17 protein-coding genes are annotated in these 17,484 nt (G+C 48.6%); 6 read left to right on the plus strand and 11 right to left on the minus strand.

Annotation, left to right across the window (positions count from 1 at the left end; translation table 11 throughout):
- Positions 1–246: 246 nt before the first annotated feature.
- The 11 genes from MHH78_RS19645 to MHH78_RS19695 form a co-directional block, all read right to left on the minus strand.
- Entirely contained in the window at positions 247–996 is a 750-nt protein-coding gene (locus MHH78_RS19645) for an ABC transporter permease (protein ID WP_076075260.1), read from the minus strand.
- Positions 993–1,778: an ABC transporter permease gene (locus MHH78_RS19650; protein WP_341168507.1), complete on the minus strand. Its 786-nt coding sequence runs from the start codon at positions 1,776–1,778 to the stop codon at positions 993–995. Before MHH78_RS19650 ends, MHH78_RS19645 begins: the two co-directional genes overlap by 4 nt.
- Complete coding sequence (locus tag MHH78_RS19655; RefSeq protein ID WP_341168508.1) at positions 1,775–2,488, minus strand: ABC transporter ATP-binding protein; 714 nt, start codon at positions 2,486–2,488, stop codon at positions 1,775–1,777. The genes MHH78_RS19650 and MHH78_RS19655 overlap by 4 nt, the downstream gene beginning before the upstream one ends.
- Before the next feature lie 91 nt (positions 2,489–2,579).
- Positions 2,580–3,590 carry a HAMP domain-containing sensor histidine kinase gene (locus MHH78_RS19660; protein ID WP_341168509.1) on the minus strand — a complete coding sequence of 337 codons (1,011 nt, stop codon included), beginning with the start codon at positions 3,588–3,590 and terminating at the stop codon, positions 2,580–2,582.
- Positions 3,587–4,264: a response regulator transcription factor gene (locus MHH78_RS19665; protein WP_036726867.1), complete on the minus strand. Its 678-nt coding sequence runs from the start codon at positions 4,262–4,264 to the stop codon at positions 3,587–3,589. The genes MHH78_RS19660 and MHH78_RS19665 overlap by 4 nt, the downstream gene beginning before the upstream one ends.
- On the minus strand, positions 4,239–4,454 hold the full coding sequence (locus MHH78_RS19670; RefSeq protein ID WP_036726871.1) for an aspartyl-phosphate phosphatase Spo0E family protein: 216 nt from the start codon (positions 4,452–4,454) through the stop codon (positions 4,239–4,241). Before MHH78_RS19670 ends, MHH78_RS19665 begins: the two co-directional genes overlap by 26 nt.
- A gap of 208 nt (positions 4,455–4,662) precedes the next feature.
- Positions 4,663–6,072, minus strand: a complete 1,410-nt coding sequence (locus MHH78_RS19675; RefSeq protein WP_341168510.1) for a transcriptional regulator — start codon at positions 6,070–6,072, stop codon at positions 4,663–4,665.
- Positions 6,073–6,656: 584 nt separating this feature from the next.
- Positions 6,657–7,643, minus strand: a complete 987-nt coding sequence (locus MHH78_RS19680; protein WP_341168511.1) for a hypothetical protein — start codon at positions 7,641–7,643, stop codon at positions 6,657–6,659.
- Between the two features lie 16 nt (positions 7,644–7,659).
- Positions 7,660–8,421 carry a (S)-benzoin forming benzil reductase gene (locus tag MHH78_RS19685; protein WP_341168512.1) on the minus strand — a complete coding sequence of 254 codons (762 nt, stop codon included), beginning with the start codon at positions 8,419–8,421 and terminating at the stop codon, positions 7,660–7,662.
- 11 nt (positions 8,422–8,432) lie between these two features.
- Positions 8,433–9,047: a TetR/AcrR family transcriptional regulator gene (locus tag MHH78_RS19690; protein ID WP_341168513.1), complete on the minus strand. Its 615-nt coding sequence runs from the start codon at positions 9,045–9,047 to the stop codon at positions 8,433–8,435.
- 157 nt (positions 9,048–9,204) lie between these two features.
- Positions 9,205–11,082 (minus strand): beta-L-arabinofuranosidase domain-containing protein, encoded by a 1,878-nt coding sequence (locus MHH78_RS19695; RefSeq protein WP_341168514.1) that lies wholly within the window; start codon positions 11,080–11,082, stop codon positions 9,205–9,207.
- A gap of 352 nt (positions 11,083–11,434) precedes the next feature.
- Here MHH78_RS19695 and bioA point away from each other — a divergent pair, with 352 nt between their 5' ends.
- The 6 genes from bioA to bioC are packed head-to-tail and all read left to right on the plus strand — an operon-like array spanning position 11,435 to position 17,340.
- On the plus strand, positions 11,435–12,757 hold the full coding sequence (gene bioA, locus MHH78_RS19700) for an adenosylmethionine--8-amino-7-oxononanoate transaminase (protein WP_341170349.1): 1,323 nt from the start codon (positions 11,435–11,437) through the stop codon (positions 12,755–12,757).
- A 5-nt stretch (positions 12,758–12,762) separates the two neighbouring features.
- A complete protein-coding gene (bioD, locus tag MHH78_RS19705) occupies positions 12,763–13,509 on the plus strand; it encodes a dethiobiotin synthase (RefSeq protein WP_341168515.1) in 747 nt (248 codons plus the stop codon).
- Between the two features lie 5 nt (positions 13,510–13,514).
- The gene (gene bioB / locus MHH78_RS19710; RefSeq protein WP_341168516.1) at positions 13,515–14,513 is read left to right on the plus strand and encodes a biotin synthase BioB; all 999 of its coding nucleotides are present in this window, start codon (positions 13,515–13,517) and stop codon (positions 14,511–14,513) included.
- Between the two features lie 13 nt (positions 14,514–14,526).
- Positions 14,527–15,705 (plus strand): 8-amino-7-oxononanoate synthase, encoded by a 1,179-nt coding sequence (bioF, locus tag MHH78_RS19715; RefSeq protein ID WP_341168517.1) that lies wholly within the window; start codon positions 14,527–14,529, stop codon positions 15,703–15,705.
- Positions 15,702–16,490, plus strand: a complete 789-nt coding sequence (locus MHH78_RS19720) for an alpha/beta fold hydrolase (RefSeq protein WP_341168518.1) — start codon at positions 15,702–15,704, stop codon at positions 16,488–16,490. The genes bioF and MHH78_RS19720 overlap by 4 nt, the downstream gene beginning before the upstream one ends.
- Positions 16,480–17,340 carry a malonyl-ACP O-methyltransferase BioC gene (gene bioC / locus MHH78_RS19725; protein ID WP_341168519.1) on the plus strand — a complete coding sequence of 287 codons (861 nt, stop codon included), beginning with the start codon at positions 16,480–16,482 and terminating at the stop codon, positions 17,338–17,340. The genes MHH78_RS19720 and bioC overlap by 11 nt, the downstream gene beginning before the upstream one ends.
- Positions 17,341–17,484 lie beyond the last annotated feature (144 nt).

Raw genomic sequence — 17,484 nt, forward strand, 5'->3', positions numbered from 1 at the left:
CCTTCTCGCTCCTCTACATGGTTCGGTGTTCACTATAGCCTTCACCTTAAGTCACTAAGATGAATCGGCAAGCGGGAATTCATCATTCATGCGGGATGACCTCTGTCAGGTACTTGGGTGTAATGCGATCTTCCAGGACGCCAAAAAACGGTACATCCTTGTACCGTTCCATGACTTATTGCCTTTATGTTAATATACTTGGCGTCTCTACGTCCAGAAGGCCCCCTCTTCATCCTCTCTCTGGCTTCAAGCATCCCGGATACGGTAGACAACAATCGCTGTCGCCACAAAGGACACCGTCCAAATCATTACAATACCGGCCCCCTGAACAGGCGTAAGGACATTCAGTTCGCCAGAGGAGGGCAGGAGGTACATGTAACGTCCAGCCGTATCCGGGAAGTAAGCCGGCAGAAGCCCCCGCGACCATGGACTGATAATGAAATAATAGCCAAGCAGGATCACCAGGGCCGGAAGGGTTCTTCTCAATAAAGCCCCTATCGCCGCGCTAAGCAGTGTGGTCAAGGTCAGATAGCCCGTTGCCCCCAGCAATGCTTGTATGACTTCATGAGGTTCAACCCCTGCTGCATGACCATCCAGCCTCCAGCCCGCATATAAGACACCAGAGGCCGTAAGGATAAATGCGGCGGGAATCGTAATCAGGGTGAGTGCCAGATGCTTCATGAATAATTGGCGTCCGCGCCAGGGGATTACCGTTAACGTTGTGCGGATCTGTCCGCCCGTATATTCGGAGCAAGCCGCCAAGATCCCCAGAATAATGAACCCTGCCTGAAGATAGCTCATCGAGGCAAGTCCTGTATTCAGGATTCCGGGTGCTGCGGCTCCTTCCTGCAGAGAGGCGGAAGTAAAGGCCGCGGTCAAAAGAAGATGAACAAGAAATGTAACCGTAACAGCGGTCCATGTCCATGGCAATGTCATCAGCTTGTCCAGTTCAGCTCTAAGGACTCGTATAGTCTTCCTGCCGGATGAGACACTCATGCCGCCACATCCCTCCTATGGAAGACAATGGCTGCAATCCCAAGCAGCACGGCTACCCAGGCAAACATGATCAAACCGCCGGTAACCGGGGTGTGATAGCTGTCGAACAGACTGCCTATAGCCTTGGGTGCCACGCTGTCCTTCGTAAACATAAACATCTCGAAGCCGGCCCGGTCCGGCAAATAGAATGCCAGCTTCGTCACCTTGGCCAGCAGGACACTGAAGGATACCAGCGATGAATTAATCATGAGCACGGTAAGCGGGATCATGCCCTGCTTCGTCAGCAGCGTCAGCCCGAAGGCCAACAGTGCAGTGAAGATCCAGTAGCAGACGGCACCGGCAAGCCGGGTCCATTCAAGTAGCGGGGCATAGTCACCTAATATATAGTGTGTGGTTGGTACAATCAGAATCACAGCAAGGATACACAGGAGGATGCTGATGACAGATACAGCGACTGCTTTTGCCAGAAACAACTGAAGCCGCGATGACACAACCATCAGACTTGTGGAAATCTGCTGCCCTCCGGCCCCTTCACTGCTCTCTGTCCGGTACTCGCTGCTGACTGCAAGCACGCCAAGGATAATAACGCCCTGCACACCAAGACCTAATCCGCTGTAGCCCATTTCGGGCAGCCGTGTGCTGACTCCAGCTATAATCGCCTCTTTTTCTGCTATAGCGTCCAAGGCAGCAATGACCGCAGGAGCCAATGCTCCAATAAGCAGGGCGAGCCAGATCCCCGGCAGCGAGAGCAATTTCAAGATTTCTGCGTGGAATGCCTTCACCAAGCATCACCTGCCTGTTCAGAGGTCAGGGCGAAGAAGGCATCCTCCAGCGTGGAATGACTGCCGGTTACCTCCTGCAAGGTGCCGTCTGCGACAATTCTCCCCTGCTTAATGATCACCACATCGTCCACCGTTTCGGCTAGCTCGCCCATAAGATGACTGGAGAGCAGCACCGTATTCCCGGCTTCTGCACGCTTACGCAGAAATGTCCGAATCCAGCGGATGCCTTCCGGGTCGAGCCCGTTCACAGGTTCATCCAGAATCAGAATCTCCGGGTCTGCCAGCAGCGCTGCGGCAATCCCCAGTCTTCTCCCCATGCCGAGCGAATACCGCTTGACTCTAGTGCCTGCTGCCTTGGTAAGACCAACGATATCCAGCACCTCCTCGACACGTGAGCGGGGCAGACCGGCGGCGCAAGCAATCCAGCGCAGGTGTGCGCGTCCTGTCCGCATCGGATGGGCTCCAGATCCGTCCAGTGCGGCACCTACGGTTGCCAGCGGGTGCTGTAATTCTGCGAAGGGCTTGCCATGAATCAAGGCGCTCCCGGAGGTGGCATGATCCAATCCGAGCAGGATACGGAGTGTAGAGCTTTTGCCGGCCCCGTTGGGTCCCAGGAATCCTGTGACTCTTCCAGGTCTGGCTTCGAAGGTGATCCCGGATAGAATCTCCTGCGTACCGCGGCGTTTGACTAAGTTATTGATAGTAAGCAACCATAACACATCCTTTCGTTATGGTGCTAAGTATACAGCTGCAAGGTTACATCCCGGTGGGCAGGCTGTTTACTTCCGGGTTAACTTCAGGTTACATTCTGCTAATGACTACCCTCGTCCCCTGCCCGCTCGAGTTGAATTCAGCCTTCAGGTTCATTGTATTCAGCATGTAATGTACGGTCGATAGTCCTATTCCCGCCCCGCCGCCGTATGCGGAATGATCCATACCCGGGCCTCGGTCAGCGACAAGAATCCGTTCCTGCTGCACATCCACAGCAATCCAAGCATATTTCCCGTCCGCTGCATGGCGAATGATATTCTGAAATAGATTATCCAGCACCCGGGTCATCCACCCAGGATCTGCTGTCCAGTGGAAGGTCGCTTCTGCGGGTAGATCAACATCGACCTGAATGCCATGTTCTTCAAAAACCGGATACCACGCAGCAACCGAGGCTCTTACCAGACGCCCCATGTCTGTGGGTGCAGGCTCGAAGGGATATTTTCCCGAGGTAAGCAAGGTGTAAGAGAGCAAATCATCCATCAGTTCTCCGGTCCGGGTAATGGTCTGGTTGATCTCGGCTAAGGAGCTCTGTCCTTCTGGACTCATGGGTTCTTTGTTTAGCCTGGTGACATGTCCCCGCAGGATGGTCAGCGGCGTCCGCAGGTCGTGGGACATGTTGGCAATGAGCCGTTGCCGCAGCCCGGCCTCTTCCTGCTCCCGCCTGCGGCTGTCTTCCAGCTGCCGGATCATCCGGTTGAAGGAACCGCCTAACTGGTCTATTTCATCCATGCGGTCCTTTTGAATCAGGACAGGTCCAGGCCACGAATCCGCAGCAGCGGGAGTAGCGGACATAGCTTCTTGTAAGCGGGTCAGACGTTTGCGGAGTCTCCAGAAGAACAGCCAGGATAGAACAACGAACGCCACAATAATACCAGTGAACATAAGCACTGTAATGTAAAACAGGTTCAATGTATTGAATCTTGGCTCTGTCCCGGGAGTGCCAAAGAAGGATGAGAATACCATCAGCACAATAGGCGGAAGAAGGATGAACAGAAAGTGCAGCTTCAGAAAATGCCGGAACAAGGAACGGGGCTGCTTCATAGCTTCACCCGGTAGCCGATTCCCTTCAGCGTCTCAATAATCTCCGGGGTCTCCGGGTCACGCTCCAGCTTGTGCCGCAGCCGGTGGAGATGTACCAGTAAAGTCTTATCTCCAGGGATATAAGCTTCCTCCCAGACGGCTTCATAGAGCTGTTCCTTCGGCAGAACCTGATTCGGATGGCGCAGGAAATACATCAGGATCTGATGCTGCTTCCCTGTCAAAATAATCTCTTCTCCTGTACGCTTGTCATAGATGGTCTGAAGCTTCGTGTCCACTTCAATGTGAGTGCCCAGTGTAATGCGGTCCGAAGAGACTCCGCCGCTCCGGCGGATTAATACCTCCAGCCTGGCCACCAATTCATCGGTATGGAAGGGCTTCGTCACATAATCATCTGCGAATTGTAGGCCCTCCACCTTATCGTCGACGGAGGTCCGGGCGGTCAACAGCAGCACTGGAACGGCGGGTGCCGCCTTTTTTAACCGTTTGCCTATAGTAAATCCATCTAAGCCCGGTAACATGATATCCAGAATAACGACATCATACTGCGTAACCTCAGCCTCGGCTCCCTCACCGGATTGCAGCCATTGTACCGAATATCCCCGCTGCTCCAGCTCCTCTTTGACCCAAGTGCCGATTTTCTCATTATCTTCAATATAAAGTATGTTTGTTCTCAAGTAATTTCCTGCTCTCTATTAATCTCTGCTGCTCTCCCTCCATATTATACTGGTTAATCAATTCATCCAATACCATGGATTGCTTAAGGACCGCAGGGTGCTGAAGATCATGATGTTTCTCCGCCAGAATGTGAAGCCGGTTCCGGGCACGTTCAATCCGGACCTGCACGAGCATATTTCTGTTCACCATAGAATCCTCCCTTTATGCTATCTTAGGGTTTTATGACAGATAATAGGATGTCTTTTGCATTGCACAAAATAACTTCAGAACATAACAAAAAAGGCGCCCCCGAAACTTCAGGAGCACCCCTGTATATTTTCGCGAAAATGATTAAGTTCCCCAACCATGTCCCAGTGTAGTCACCAAGGTTATCGTCATAGAAATAACAACTGAAACGCTACAGAGCGTCAAGAATAACAAGACTTTTTTTCGCATTGAGCCGACACACCTCACTTGATAGATTTTTGAATCTTTCCTGCAGTTCCTGATCCGCGAAATCCCTATACTGCTCAAAAAGAGTCATACAAGCAATCATATTTCGGCTGCTATTGATCCTAATTGATATTTCCAAGCCTTTCAGTACCGTGTTCAACGCCTGTTCCTTACTCTTGCTGTGATTGAAAAAATAGACTGCAAGGTCGATGAGGAATTGCGCGTAGCTCTCTTGCAGGATGGCCTGATTGTATTCACCGAACTCTGTCTTGCTGGATTCATAAGGTATGTATGCCGCGAACCGCTCTAAGATACTGTCGATATTAAGCTTAAATATATTCGCCGCTTGAACCATATAACGCAATGCCACAAATATTTCATCCTCTTGAATAGCTATATAGTCTGCGTACTCATGTATTACATCCAAATCTCCGGACATTAACCGGTACAGATAAGTGTTAGCCACGGCCCATTCCGTAAATTGTGCAATGACCTGCCGGGATTCTTCATCGTTCTCCTGAACCCAGCGTTCACCATTTGCATACAATTTCACAAAGGATAATGCCCTCTTGTAGTCGCCGCACTCTTCGCTGGCCGTAGATCTGGCTAAGTATGCGTACAGGATATAATAGTAAAAAGGACGCTCAGGACGCTTCACCCTTTCTTCTATTGTGTCAGACCGGCGGCCTTCCAGCTCGTATTGAACGGATGCAATCCGGTGCATTTCCTTAGCGAGTTCGTCTACTCTCTTCCACTTGTGTACCAGACCATAAATATGCATTAGCTGTTTCATTGCATCGAGCTGATCGGCTGCGTCTAAGCGGTTGACATACAACTCAAATTGAGTGGCTGCACGTAACTTCTCCTCCAGATCCTGTTGTTCTTCTAATTCAATCTGAAATATACGGTACTGGCATAATGCTAACCGTTCGGAATGCTGATACTTTTCGGCTTCGCTCACACCCTGATACAGTATCCTTGCAGCTTTGCTTTTATTGTCCTCATAAAAAAGTTCAGCGAATTCAAACAGTAAAGATGCATAAGACAAATCCTCCAGCAGACGGTTCACAATCTGTTCAAGACAGTCCAGACGTTCTAACTCAGCTGAGCGAAATATAAAGGGTCGTATCCGCCGCATGGAGACTACAAAAGAAAAGCATTCCTCTACATAGTCTTCAAAAAAATAGTCTTCCGGCAGCTTCATTCCAGCAGTAATCGCAGCAAGCTGTGCCATAGAGATTGGATGTTTACCTTTTAAGATCCGGCTGAGCGTACCTGAATTGAGACCCGCTAACTCTGCAAAATGTGAATGTATCATTTGATTTCTGTTCATATACGCGAGCAGTTCTTCCCGAATCGAATTGACCGATCCCAAACCAATACACCTCCTTCCATAAAATAGGATGAAAAGCATACGTGTAGTTGATACTAAGGTTGAATCAAACGGTGGTCAATACAAAGGTATATTTTACTATTTATCCCGTTTACATCTATTATTATATACCGAAAAACAAATTACGTAATATATTTCGTGTATTATAAATCGTTAAATTAACTTGTTTCCTCCCCTATCATAAAAACATACCGAAAAGTTGAGGGAGATATTGCATTTTGAGGATAAAGGATGCACGGAAAGCCGCAGGGTATACCCAAGAATCCATCGTACATCAGATTAACGACACCATGAAATGCACCTTGCGCAACTACCAGAATATTGAGTACGGTGTGGTACTCCCGAACGTTACATTGGCGCTTCTAATCAGTCACTTGTGTGGTGTTGATCCCCGTGAAGTAGATGAATGGAAATACTCTAACCAACATGCAGATGCGCAAAAAAATGGCAATTGAATTTCCATAGTCAAATTTTTCACGGCAAAAGGTTCATTCTATACGCAAAAAACCACCGATGAAGGTTCTAAATCTTCATTGGTGGTTTTTGCTTTGTATGGATACAACGAATTAATCCTTATAGATTCTCCTATAGTTGTCCCGAAGGCGCGCTCCGTCGCCCTCTAACACAGTGACAACATAATCCTCCAGATCTTCGGAATAATTAAAATGCACATTGGCCCCTGTATCCAGGAAGACGATCATGACATCCAGGCTGCGGCAATGCTCTACGATCTGAATGCCGTTATACCGGGCAAACGCCTGGAAATCTCCCCATGTGCGGAATTCGTTATGCTGCTGCTCCTCCTCTTTCCTGTCCTCTCCGTGTTCCCCGATGAATTTCATATTCTCGCCTGTGAACTGCAGCTTCTCATCATAAAAGATCTCCAGCAGCCAACGCTTAAATTGAAATCCCAATATAGTGCCTGTTATACTGCTGTGGTTTTCTTTGGTGGTGCACCGCATGAGTAGATCCGTGAAGCGGCGGTCCTGCTGCCCCGGCAGCTTGAAGAATCCGCCTTGCTTCAGGTATTCGCTGACCATACAGCCCATGCTCTCCAGCACCAGGATCATTGGCTCAGCTATAATGCGGTTCAGTTTTCTTTGGGTACTGTAACGGCTGCTGATCTGATCCAGCAGATAATCGTCATGGTCCGCCGAGTATTGGAAAATAACCCGCAGTCCGTTGCTTAGCTGCGCTCTAATACTCTTGCTGTTCTGAGTGAAGTTGACGGTGGTCAGCCCAAGCTCTGCCAGGTAAGTGGCAAAATCCTGCCATTGGTGCATGTCACTCCCCGCAACTCTTCGTCCTCTGCGGCTGAAGTCAAGCTGCGATCCGAAATAGCCTTTTTTTGCGTAAACCACCGTTAACCTGCATTGCCGGAACTCAAATTCCAGGCTGAGCCCGTGCTCACTTCTGTAGCTGACTTGACAGTCAAGCATAAGCTCCTGAAGTGTCCGTCCGTGATTCTCCGGTATTTCCATATAACCGCCTGCATGCAAGAAATCGTCAAGCTGGCTGAAGTTGCTTAGTTTTCTGGAGGGACTGATGCTCATCACCTCTCTCATAACATTAATTGATGGTTTCAATAAGAACATTCTTTCCGAAATCTTCACTGATAAGAATCTCAATTAATTTAGAGGCCGTGTATTCCGGCGATTGCAGCTTCCCTTCTTCAGATAGCTGAATGAATTCATTCACGTAGGGGAACAGCTCAGTGGATACAGACCGTATTTCCGATTGCAAGCTTGTATCGATCATGCCGGGATATACTGCTGCTGCTTTTGCCGGATAGGCAGCCAGCTTCTGTTCTATGTCTATACACTTGGTAAAAGAGTCTAGACCTGCTTTGGCAGTACTGTAGGCGCTTTGTGAAGGCAGTATGTACTTTGCAGAAGCTGAGGAGATATTCAGGATTCTTTTGTCCACATTCAGATGCTTAGTAAGCTGTAAAAAGTTGGAGGTGATCACCATCGGTGCTAACAGATTCAAATGCAGGTTCTCTAGGATCTGCTCCGTTTCTAACCGCTCAATCGGGCTTACAGGAGTCAACATGGCGGCATTATTGATCAGATAGATGGCTTCATCGCTGGAAGGAAGAGCAATTCGGCTGAAAATATCTTCACAAAGCTGATCGATACCACTAATATTTGTTAAATCATAATTGAAATAATCCATTTGACAATCCAGTTGCTTCGCACGCTCCATGAGTCCTTGGTTAGCCGTTCTGGATATACATATCAGATGGTGGGACGGGTCGATGAATTGATTCGCCAGGGATTCACCGATTCCTCTGGATGTACCTGTAATAATAATATGTTTCAAGTGTATCACTCCCCTGTAGGTTATTGGTGATCTTCACGAAGTATCATTCTTCGGACAGCCTCTTCCCAAATCAGCTCATAGTCGAGGTCCATCTTCATCATCTTGCATCTGGATAAATTATCTATAAGCAGGGCAAGAATGGCTGCGTTAACGCCGATGGTTGAAGAAGCAATAAGCCCGAATTCAGCGCCCTTCGATAAAAGTTGAACAAAACCGTTAACAAAATCCTGTTGAATTTTCAATAGCGGAGCTCTAAATTGCTCATCACGCTCGGCCAGCATCGTGAACTCGCTAAGTACCCTTAATGTTGAACGATACTCTGCGTCGCTGCTTGGCAGCATGTTTAGTCCGCCGTTAATTAATGTCTCTGCAAAATTGTCTTTGTTAACGGATACCGTATCAAAGTACGCTGTAAAATGATGATCCCGGAAAATATGCTCAAAGGTCCGGCTGATCAGCTCTTCTTTTGTCGCAAAATGATAGTAAATGGAGGATTTGGTGATCCCCACCTTCTTGGAAATCATGCCCAGACTCGTTTTCTCTATTCCATACTCTGCAAATAGCTCAAATGCTGCCTGGATGATGTAACTTGCTGTAATCTCTCTTTTCTTGATAACCCTCAGGCTCCTTTCCATTGAATTAATGTCATTATAAGGATTGGCCCTATGAATTGTCAATAATTTAACGACCGATCGTTCAAAAAATATATTTACACATAAAACAACCACCTGCAAGGATGCAGGTGGTTGTTCTGCTAAATAACGCCTATGCTTATTTAAATAGACATCGAAGCTAAAACCCCACTTTGTGGGGGGATTTTACCGGGAAATACACCTGATAAGGCTCATACCCGATATCGCGGATTCTTCTGAGCTGGATGCCCGGGTCCTGGCGGGTGGTCTTGAAGAAGTAACGCCAGCTCCCCCACTCCCGTTCATTCTCCATGATGATCTCACCGGCTGCATCCGCTAATGGGGCATACAGAATCCGCTCGTTCTCGGTGATACCAGCCAGCACTTCCGGGCCAAAGCGGAACGCGCCGGTCTGCTCGTCGTCAGGCAGAGGGATGAACCGGATGCCCACGGGCAGAATGATGCTGATCCGGTCGCCGTCCTGCCAGTTACGCAGTATCGTGTAGAAGGCGGAGTGATCCGCAGACTTCCCGTGCAGCTCGCCGTTCACATAGATCACAGCTTCTGACATGATCCAGTCTGGAATCCGCAGATGGACGGCAAACTCGCTGGCAGAGCTGGTATGGACGGTGAAATCATATTTTCTGTAATCCGGCATGTTCTCATGAAGTGCAGTAATCTCATTCAGCTCCTGCTGCCCGGCTGTGTTCGAGGAGTTCAGCATGCTTCCGCTCATATGATCCTGGGATTGCTGAATCCGCACATTCTCTCCGTGGATCTCGGCGGTCAGCTCCGAACGGAAATACTGGCAGACATAGATATCGTTCTGCTCCTGATAATAGATGCCTCTGTTGAGCGCCGCATTGGCCTGGACCATCGTTCCGTGGCAGCAGAAGAAGCTGTCTGTCTCCGTGCTCCAGTCCTTCCGCAGCCCGGCCTTCATCGGCAGGAAGTAAGTCAGCAGCCCGGTTGCCGGATCACTATGCTTGTTGCCGGTCAGATGGTATTCCTGGTAATAGGCCTGCGCCATAATCCCGTTGTACATATTATATTCAATATACTGCGTATAGGCCGGATTCGAAGTGTGCCGGAAAAGAAATTCTGCCAAACGGATCATGTTATACACGGTACAGTGCTCCTGATTCTTATCTCCAAGGCGGGCCTTGATCTTCATCTTCGGCATCCATACTTCACCCGCCGTATTTCCGCCCGTTGCCAGTGTTCCCCGCTCGGTGACCGCACATTTCCAGTAGGCCGTGACAATATCCATCCAACGCTGCTCGCCGGTGACCTCGTAAGCTCTGGCGCAGCCGAGTACCTCGGGAATGGTTGTGTTGGCATGCATGTTGGTCAGCGGGTCTTTATTCTCCAGTAACGGACGGAACAATCTGCTGCGGTAATACCGTTCCAGCAAAACAGTGTATTTATCGTTCCCGGTCAGCTCCAGCAGATCGGCCCAAGCCTCCAGCATACCGCCTGTCTCCATGTCCAGTATGTCATCGAACTTCTCTCTGGTAAAGGTACTGCTCCAATCGACGAACCAGTCGGCGAATCGGTCCGCGATATCAAGCGCCTTGTCGCTCCCGGTGAAATGATGCATATCGACAAGACCCATAAACAGCTTATGAATATTATATTGCGGTGCCCAGATTGCCTTGCCTTGGGCCACCCAGTGCAGATATTTCTCGGGAATCGGTGCGGCCCATTGTCCGCCGTTATCCTTTTGGCATTCAGCCAGCTCGTCCAGGATAAGGTCAGCCTTCAGCTTGAGCTCCAGATCCCCGGTCTCATGATACCGGATCGCTGCCGCTGACAGCCAGTGTCCCAGGAAATGTCCGCGGATCTGGCAGACCGGCGTCTCCCATCCCCCATGCGCATCTTCCGGGATATCCCTGCCGTCATATCTTCCCGCCTCTACTTTATAGTTAAAGAGGAGATTATCATTCGTCAGTTTCATCAGATACCGGCGGTTGGCCTCTTCCCTGCGTTTCAAATCATGATCTTGAAGAATGACCTGTTTGCCCTTCAGTTCTCTCATTGCTACAGCCCCTTAATCTGGTTGGATTAAATATTCAGTAGGTAGGATTTCACAATGAAAGTATATAGCAGCGCTTCCAACAATCCAATGATTAATACTCATATAAAGTTGATTCATACTGATGAGCGGTGAAAATCCGGGGACAAAGGCGACCGCTTCGCTTTTCCGCGGGTAATTCTGTATGGTGTCAATCCTCAATCTAACACTTTGAATTCTCTTTACAGGGGCGTCTAGGTCTGCTAAAATAACCAAATCCGATTGTGAACCTTAAATGATCATTTTGGTTGACAATTAAAAAACAATTACCGGATGGTGATAATTTGTGATAACAGATTACGAACGGCTTGCTGCCATGAATAAGGATCACTTATGGCATCCTTTTACTCAAATGAAAGACTACAATGACTCTGATCCGCTCATTATTGAACGTGGCGAAGGCATTATGCTGTATGACGTTCAAGGACGCGCTTATTATGATGGTTTCTCATCCGTTTGGCTCAACGTACATGGACACAACGTGCCGGAGCTAAATCAGGCGATCACAGAACAGTTAGGGCGTGTCGCCCACTCTACCCTTCTCGGAATGGCCAATGTACCAGCAATCGAACTTGCAGCAAAGTTGGTGGGAATTACTCCGGAAGGATTAAATAAAGTGTTTTACTCAGATTCAGGAGCAACCGGTGTTGAGATCGCGATCAAAATGGCTTTTCAATACTGGCATAACAAGGGGATACGAGGTAAAACGAAGTTTATCACGATGAATCAAGCCTACCATGGAGATACAATTGGCGCGGTGAGTGTTGGTGCAATTCCTTTGTATCATGACGTGTTCCGCCCCATGTTATTTCCTTCGCATGTTATTCCTTATCCCTACGCTTATCGCCATGAGGGTGGTGAGACGAAGGCATTGGATGCTTCGCTAACTGCACTGCGTAATTTGCTTGAGACGAGGGCAGATGAGATTGCGGCTCTCATCGTGGAGCCGATTGTGCAAGGGGCTGGTGGCATCATTCTCATGCCACCGGGTTGTTTAAGTCAGATGGCTACGCTATGCCGGGAGCATGGCGTGCTGATCATAGCTGACGAGGTGGCGACAGGTTTCGGTCGAACGGGCGCTATGTTCGCTTGTGAACTCGAAAATGTTTCACCAGATTTGATGGTGATTGGGAAAGGGTTGACTGGCGGCTATTTGCCAGTGGCAGCGACGCTTGCGACTGACGAGGTGTACGAGGCGTTTTATGCTGATTACCAAGAGCAGAAAACATTTTTCCACGGTCATTCTTACACAGGGAACCCGCTTGGTTGTGCCGTTGCTTTGGCTAGCTTGAAGCTGTTTGAAGAGCGCAACATGGTCAAAGGAGTAAGAGCAAAGGCATCATTTGTCGAGCATAAGCTCGCAGCGCTTAAAGACCGCCCGCACGTCGGTGAAATCCGACAAAAGGGACTGATGATCGGAATAGAACTTGTGCGGGATAAGGTTACACGAGAGCCATACGATTGGGCAGATCGAATCGGCGTTCGTACGAGTCAGCGGGCCAGAGAACTTGGCATGCTAACAAGACCACTCGGGAATGTGATTGTCTTCATCCCTCCGCTTGCCAGTAGTGAAGCTGAGTTGGATGCCATGATAAGTATATTGACGGAATCGATACGCAAAGTCACCGAAGGTGGTTAAATTAGATGAACAAAGTGAACTGTGGACAGGTACGCGGATTATTTGTGACAGGTACGGACACAGGTGTAGGCAAGACTGTTGTAACGGCAGCCATTACCGCTATGCTCCGCGCTGAAGGGCTGAATGCCGGTGTCTGGAAGCCGATTCAGTCTGGTGCACCTCTTGGTAGTGGACTTACCGATGCTGAGCGACTGCTGAAAAGCACGGAAATCAATGAGCGGCCAGAGGCAGTCGCGCCATTTACATTTGAAGCTCCGCTTACGCCGATGCTTGCTGCCAAGCAGGCTGGTGTGACCCTTACGCTGAATGAGATAATCGCTTCTGGCTTACCGCTCACTAGACGATACGAAGTGCTGCTCATCGAAGGCGCGGGCGGCGTAGCTGTACCACTGACCGAAGACGCCCTCATGGTGGATTTAATCTCGGAGCTTGGGATACCTGCTCTAATTGTAGCCCGTTCTGGCCTCGGAACCATTAACCACACACTTCTGACTGCATCATTCCTTCAGAGTCGCGGCGTCCCAATTGTTGGCGTCATTTTAAATGATGGAGAATTAACAGAGCTGAATGACGATCCGAGTGTTACTGCGAATGGACAACTAATTGAACAATACAGCAACCTTAAGGTGCTCGGTCGGTTTCCACATTTGTACGCCGAAGCGACTTCAGAGACATTGATACATACCGTACGAAACACAATACAATTCACGCCTATCAGAGAGGTATTTGCAGTTCAATATATGGGAGGATGATTGAGATGGAAATAGTTGCATCGGAGATGGAGTGGCAATCGCTATCCCAAAAAGCATTGCAGGGAGAATGTTTAACAGTAGAGGAAGGGCTTGCTGTGCTGGAAGCGGACAACGATGAGATACTGCTACTCATGCAGGCTGCGTTTAAGGTGAGGAAACATTTTTACGGTAAAAAAGTGAAGCTGAATATGATCATCAATGCCAAAAGCGGCTTATGCCCTGAGGACTGCGGCTACTGCTCACAATCGATTATTTCCACGGCACCGGTTAAGAAATACACCCTGCTAGATAAAGACACGTTGCTATCAGGCGCACGTGAAGCGATGGCACGCAAAGCCGGAACCTATTGCATTGTAGCTGCTGGGAAGGGACCAACAGACAAGGAGCTAGATCAAGTAGTGGACGCGGTTAGAGAAATTCGTCATACAATGCCTCTAAAAATTTGCGCATGTCTGGGCATTCTCAAGGACGATCAAGCGAAACGTCTTGCAGAAGCTGGTGTACATCGTTACAACCATAACTTGAACACGAGCAGAGCTAATTACCCATCCATCACGACGACCCATACCTATGATCAACGTGTTGAAACCGTGGAGAAGGTAAAAACATACGGCATGTCCCCTTGCTCTGGTGTTATTATCGGCATGGGCGAGACAAATCAAGAAATTGTTGAAATGGCCTATGCACTTCGCGAACTAGATGCGGATTCGATTCCGATCAATTTCCTGAATGCGATACCGGGAACACCTCTGGAACATGCAGGCCGCACACCGTCTATGAAAGCGTTGAAGGTACTAGCTCTATTTCGTTTCATTTGTCCGTCTAAAGAAATCCGCGTGGCTGGTGGTCGTGAGGTCAACCTCCGTACACTGCAGCCTTTGTCACTGTTCGCCGCAAATTCACTCTTTGTAGGTGATTATTTAACGACAGCGGGCCAAGACGTAACGGCTGATCATCAAATTATTGAGGATTTGGGATTTGAGATTGAATTAAATGCCCTTTAAGGCGGTGTCGATCATGAACTGGATGGAAAAAGAACTTGAATTATTGTCTGATGCTTCGTTGGAGCGTTCCTTGCGTGCAAGTAGTTCAGTATCGGGATCTCCTGGCTATACGGTGCGCGGAGAACAAGTGTTACTCAACATGTCCTCCAATGACTATCTTGGACTCTCCCAGCATGCTGCCATAATAGAAGTGATGCGCGAGGCTCTGCTCACGGAAGCAGCTGGCTCAGGAGCTTCACGCCTAGTAACAGGTAACCGGTTGCCTTATGTTCGTCTTGAAGAGTCACTGGCCGATTGGCAGAACTGCGAAGCAGCGTTAGTATTTGCAAATGGCTATATGGCTAATTCTGGTGTAATTAGTGCGCTAATAGGCCGAGGAGATGTTGTTTTTAGCGATCAGTTGAACCATGCAAGCATTGTGGACGGCATTGTATTGAGCCGTGCGGAGCATGCTCGGTACCGACATAACGATATGGAACATTTGCGTACATTATTGAATAAGTATCGTGATAAACGGCGTAAGCTGATTGTTACAGATGCTGTTTTCTCCATGGATGGCGACCAGGCGCGCTTACATGAACTCCTTTCGCTCAAACGCGAATACGGGGCGATGCTTATGGTGGATGAGGCACATAGTGGGGGGATATACGGGGGGCGAGGCGAGGGATTATGCCATGAACTTGGGTTGCAAAATGATGTTGATATTCATATGGGAACATTCAGCAAATCGTTCGGTGTCTACGGCGCTTATATCTGTGGCAGCCGCACGCTAATTCGATGGCTGGTGAACAAGGCTAGACCACTCATATATTCAACAGCGCTGCCTCCTTCTATCGTAGCTGGTATTTCAAAGGCGTTAGCTTTGGTGCAAGAGGAAAACTGGCGTCGAGAAAGGCTTTATGCGGCAAGCAGGTTATTTCGGTCCTCGCTTTGTGACGCCGGGTTTAACATCGGTGCCAGCGACTCGCCAATTGTACCTTTGATCGTAGGCGATAACGATGCGGCCTTACGGTTCAGTGGAGCTCTTGAAGAAGAGGGGGTCCTAGCGGTTGCCATCCGTCCGCCTACTGTTCCTGATGGCACAGCGCGCATTCGCTTCTCCTTGTCAGCCGTTCACACGGATAAGGAGTTGACCAATGCAGTCGCACGCATCCACAACATCGGCCTTCGACTAGGGGTGTTGAGTTCATGATTGCATTGGATATTGATTCAGTTAAAATTCAGACGCAGACAAGCGGCACCATTTTATGGTTGTGCGGATGGAGTATGCCGGACTCGGTTTTCGATCGGCTTCGTGAGTTGCTGCCTGATTTTCATCATGTTTCTGTAGATTACAGTAATACTGATACTCCAGAGAAAATATTGATCCAAACTGAAATAGCAGCTAAAAATGTTCTGAATTTGGATGGAGCGGCTTGTAGGACAAGGGCTTCCACCGGTCCGCTGTTGATCGCAGGTTGGTCTCTCGGAGGTTTACTTGCTCTGAGACTAGCGTCCAAAGGGTTCGCGGATGGCCTTTTGTTGTTCGCTGCAACCGCTCGATTTACTCGTTCAAAAGAAGAGATTGACCTCGGTTGGGTAGATACATACGTTAGGAAGATGATTACAGGGATTGTAAAGGATCGGCAAGCCGTTGAAACAAATTTCCGGCAGCTCATGTTTACGGAGGCAGAATGGGAGGCCGATATAGGCGAAAGCCTTCCCCCAATAGGTAGTTGGACAACTCCAGCGCTAATCGCAGGTCTTCAGATTTTGCGCAACGAGGATTGCTTGTCTCAACTGAAAAGCATCACTTGTCCGGTATTTCTTGTGCACGGGACTGAGGATAGTATTTGTCCTTACGGCGCCGCAACGGAGCTTATTGCCCAGTTACCTAAAGCAAAGTTATTCACGATACCTGCCTGCGGGCATGCCCCGTTCTTGGGAAAGGAAGATCATATAGCTGATGAACTGAGGAGATGGTGGCATGAGCAGTAGGATAAGTAATATTCGACGTCAATTTAACCGAAGTGCAAATTCGTATGACGCTCACGCTCAAGTTCAGCGTATAATGTCAGATCGCCTTGCAGGTTCTTTCATAGGGTGGAAGAACAAAGGTAACGTAGCCGGTCTCAATATTCTTGAGATCGGCTGCGGCACGGGGACACTGACAGAGATTCTAATAAATGAATGGCCCAGTGCGAGTATTACTGCACTTGATATTGCGCCCGCGATGATCAAATTGGCTGAACAACGTGTCCTTTCAGCTGAAGCGAACATTATTGGGAAAATTACATCGGATCGTTTACGCCTTCTTCATGCTGATGTTGAAATGTGGGCGCCAGAAGCTCCGACAGCTTCGTTTGATCTCATCGTCTCCAACGCCTGCTTTCAATGGCTGAGCAATCCTAGGCAAACAATTGGTCAACTTCGGAGGATGCTTCGACCTGGAGGCATGCTAATATTCACGACATTCGGGCCTGATACTTTCTACGAAATGCATAGGGCTTTTAATGAAGTTTATCGAGCAAGTGGATTAGAACCGCAGCGTCACGGACTGACTTTTCGATCGACAGACCAATGGACTAACTTGATTAAGGAATCAGGGTTCACAAATATCCAATATGAACGCTCGATTCAGACTGAAAAGTATGCTTCAGCAAGAGACTTTCTTCACTCGGTAAAAGCGATGGGAGCCAGCACTTCAGAGGCTGTTACTATGGGTGGACTCAGTTCGCGACGCCTGTTCACCAACATGTATAAGGAATACGAGGGGAAGTTCAGCGTACAGGGAGGCGTTGCTGCCAGTTATGATCTTCTATTGATCCAAGCATTAACCGATAGGTAGATTAAGATAAGCTCTTTAACTGATAACAACAGCTCAATACGGCAGCCCAGTCTAGAACATTGTTTGGAAGTGGAGCAACTATAAGACATTATGTGAAGAAGCAAGGGATTATGGACGAATACGTAAAGTTACACGAAAAAACAG

Origin of the sequence: Paenibacillus sp. FSL H3-0333, assembly GCF_038002805.1 — a bacterium.
Classification (GTDB): Bacteria; Bacillota; Bacilli; order Paenibacillales; family Paenibacillaceae; genus Paenibacillus_AQ; species Paenibacillus_AQ silagei.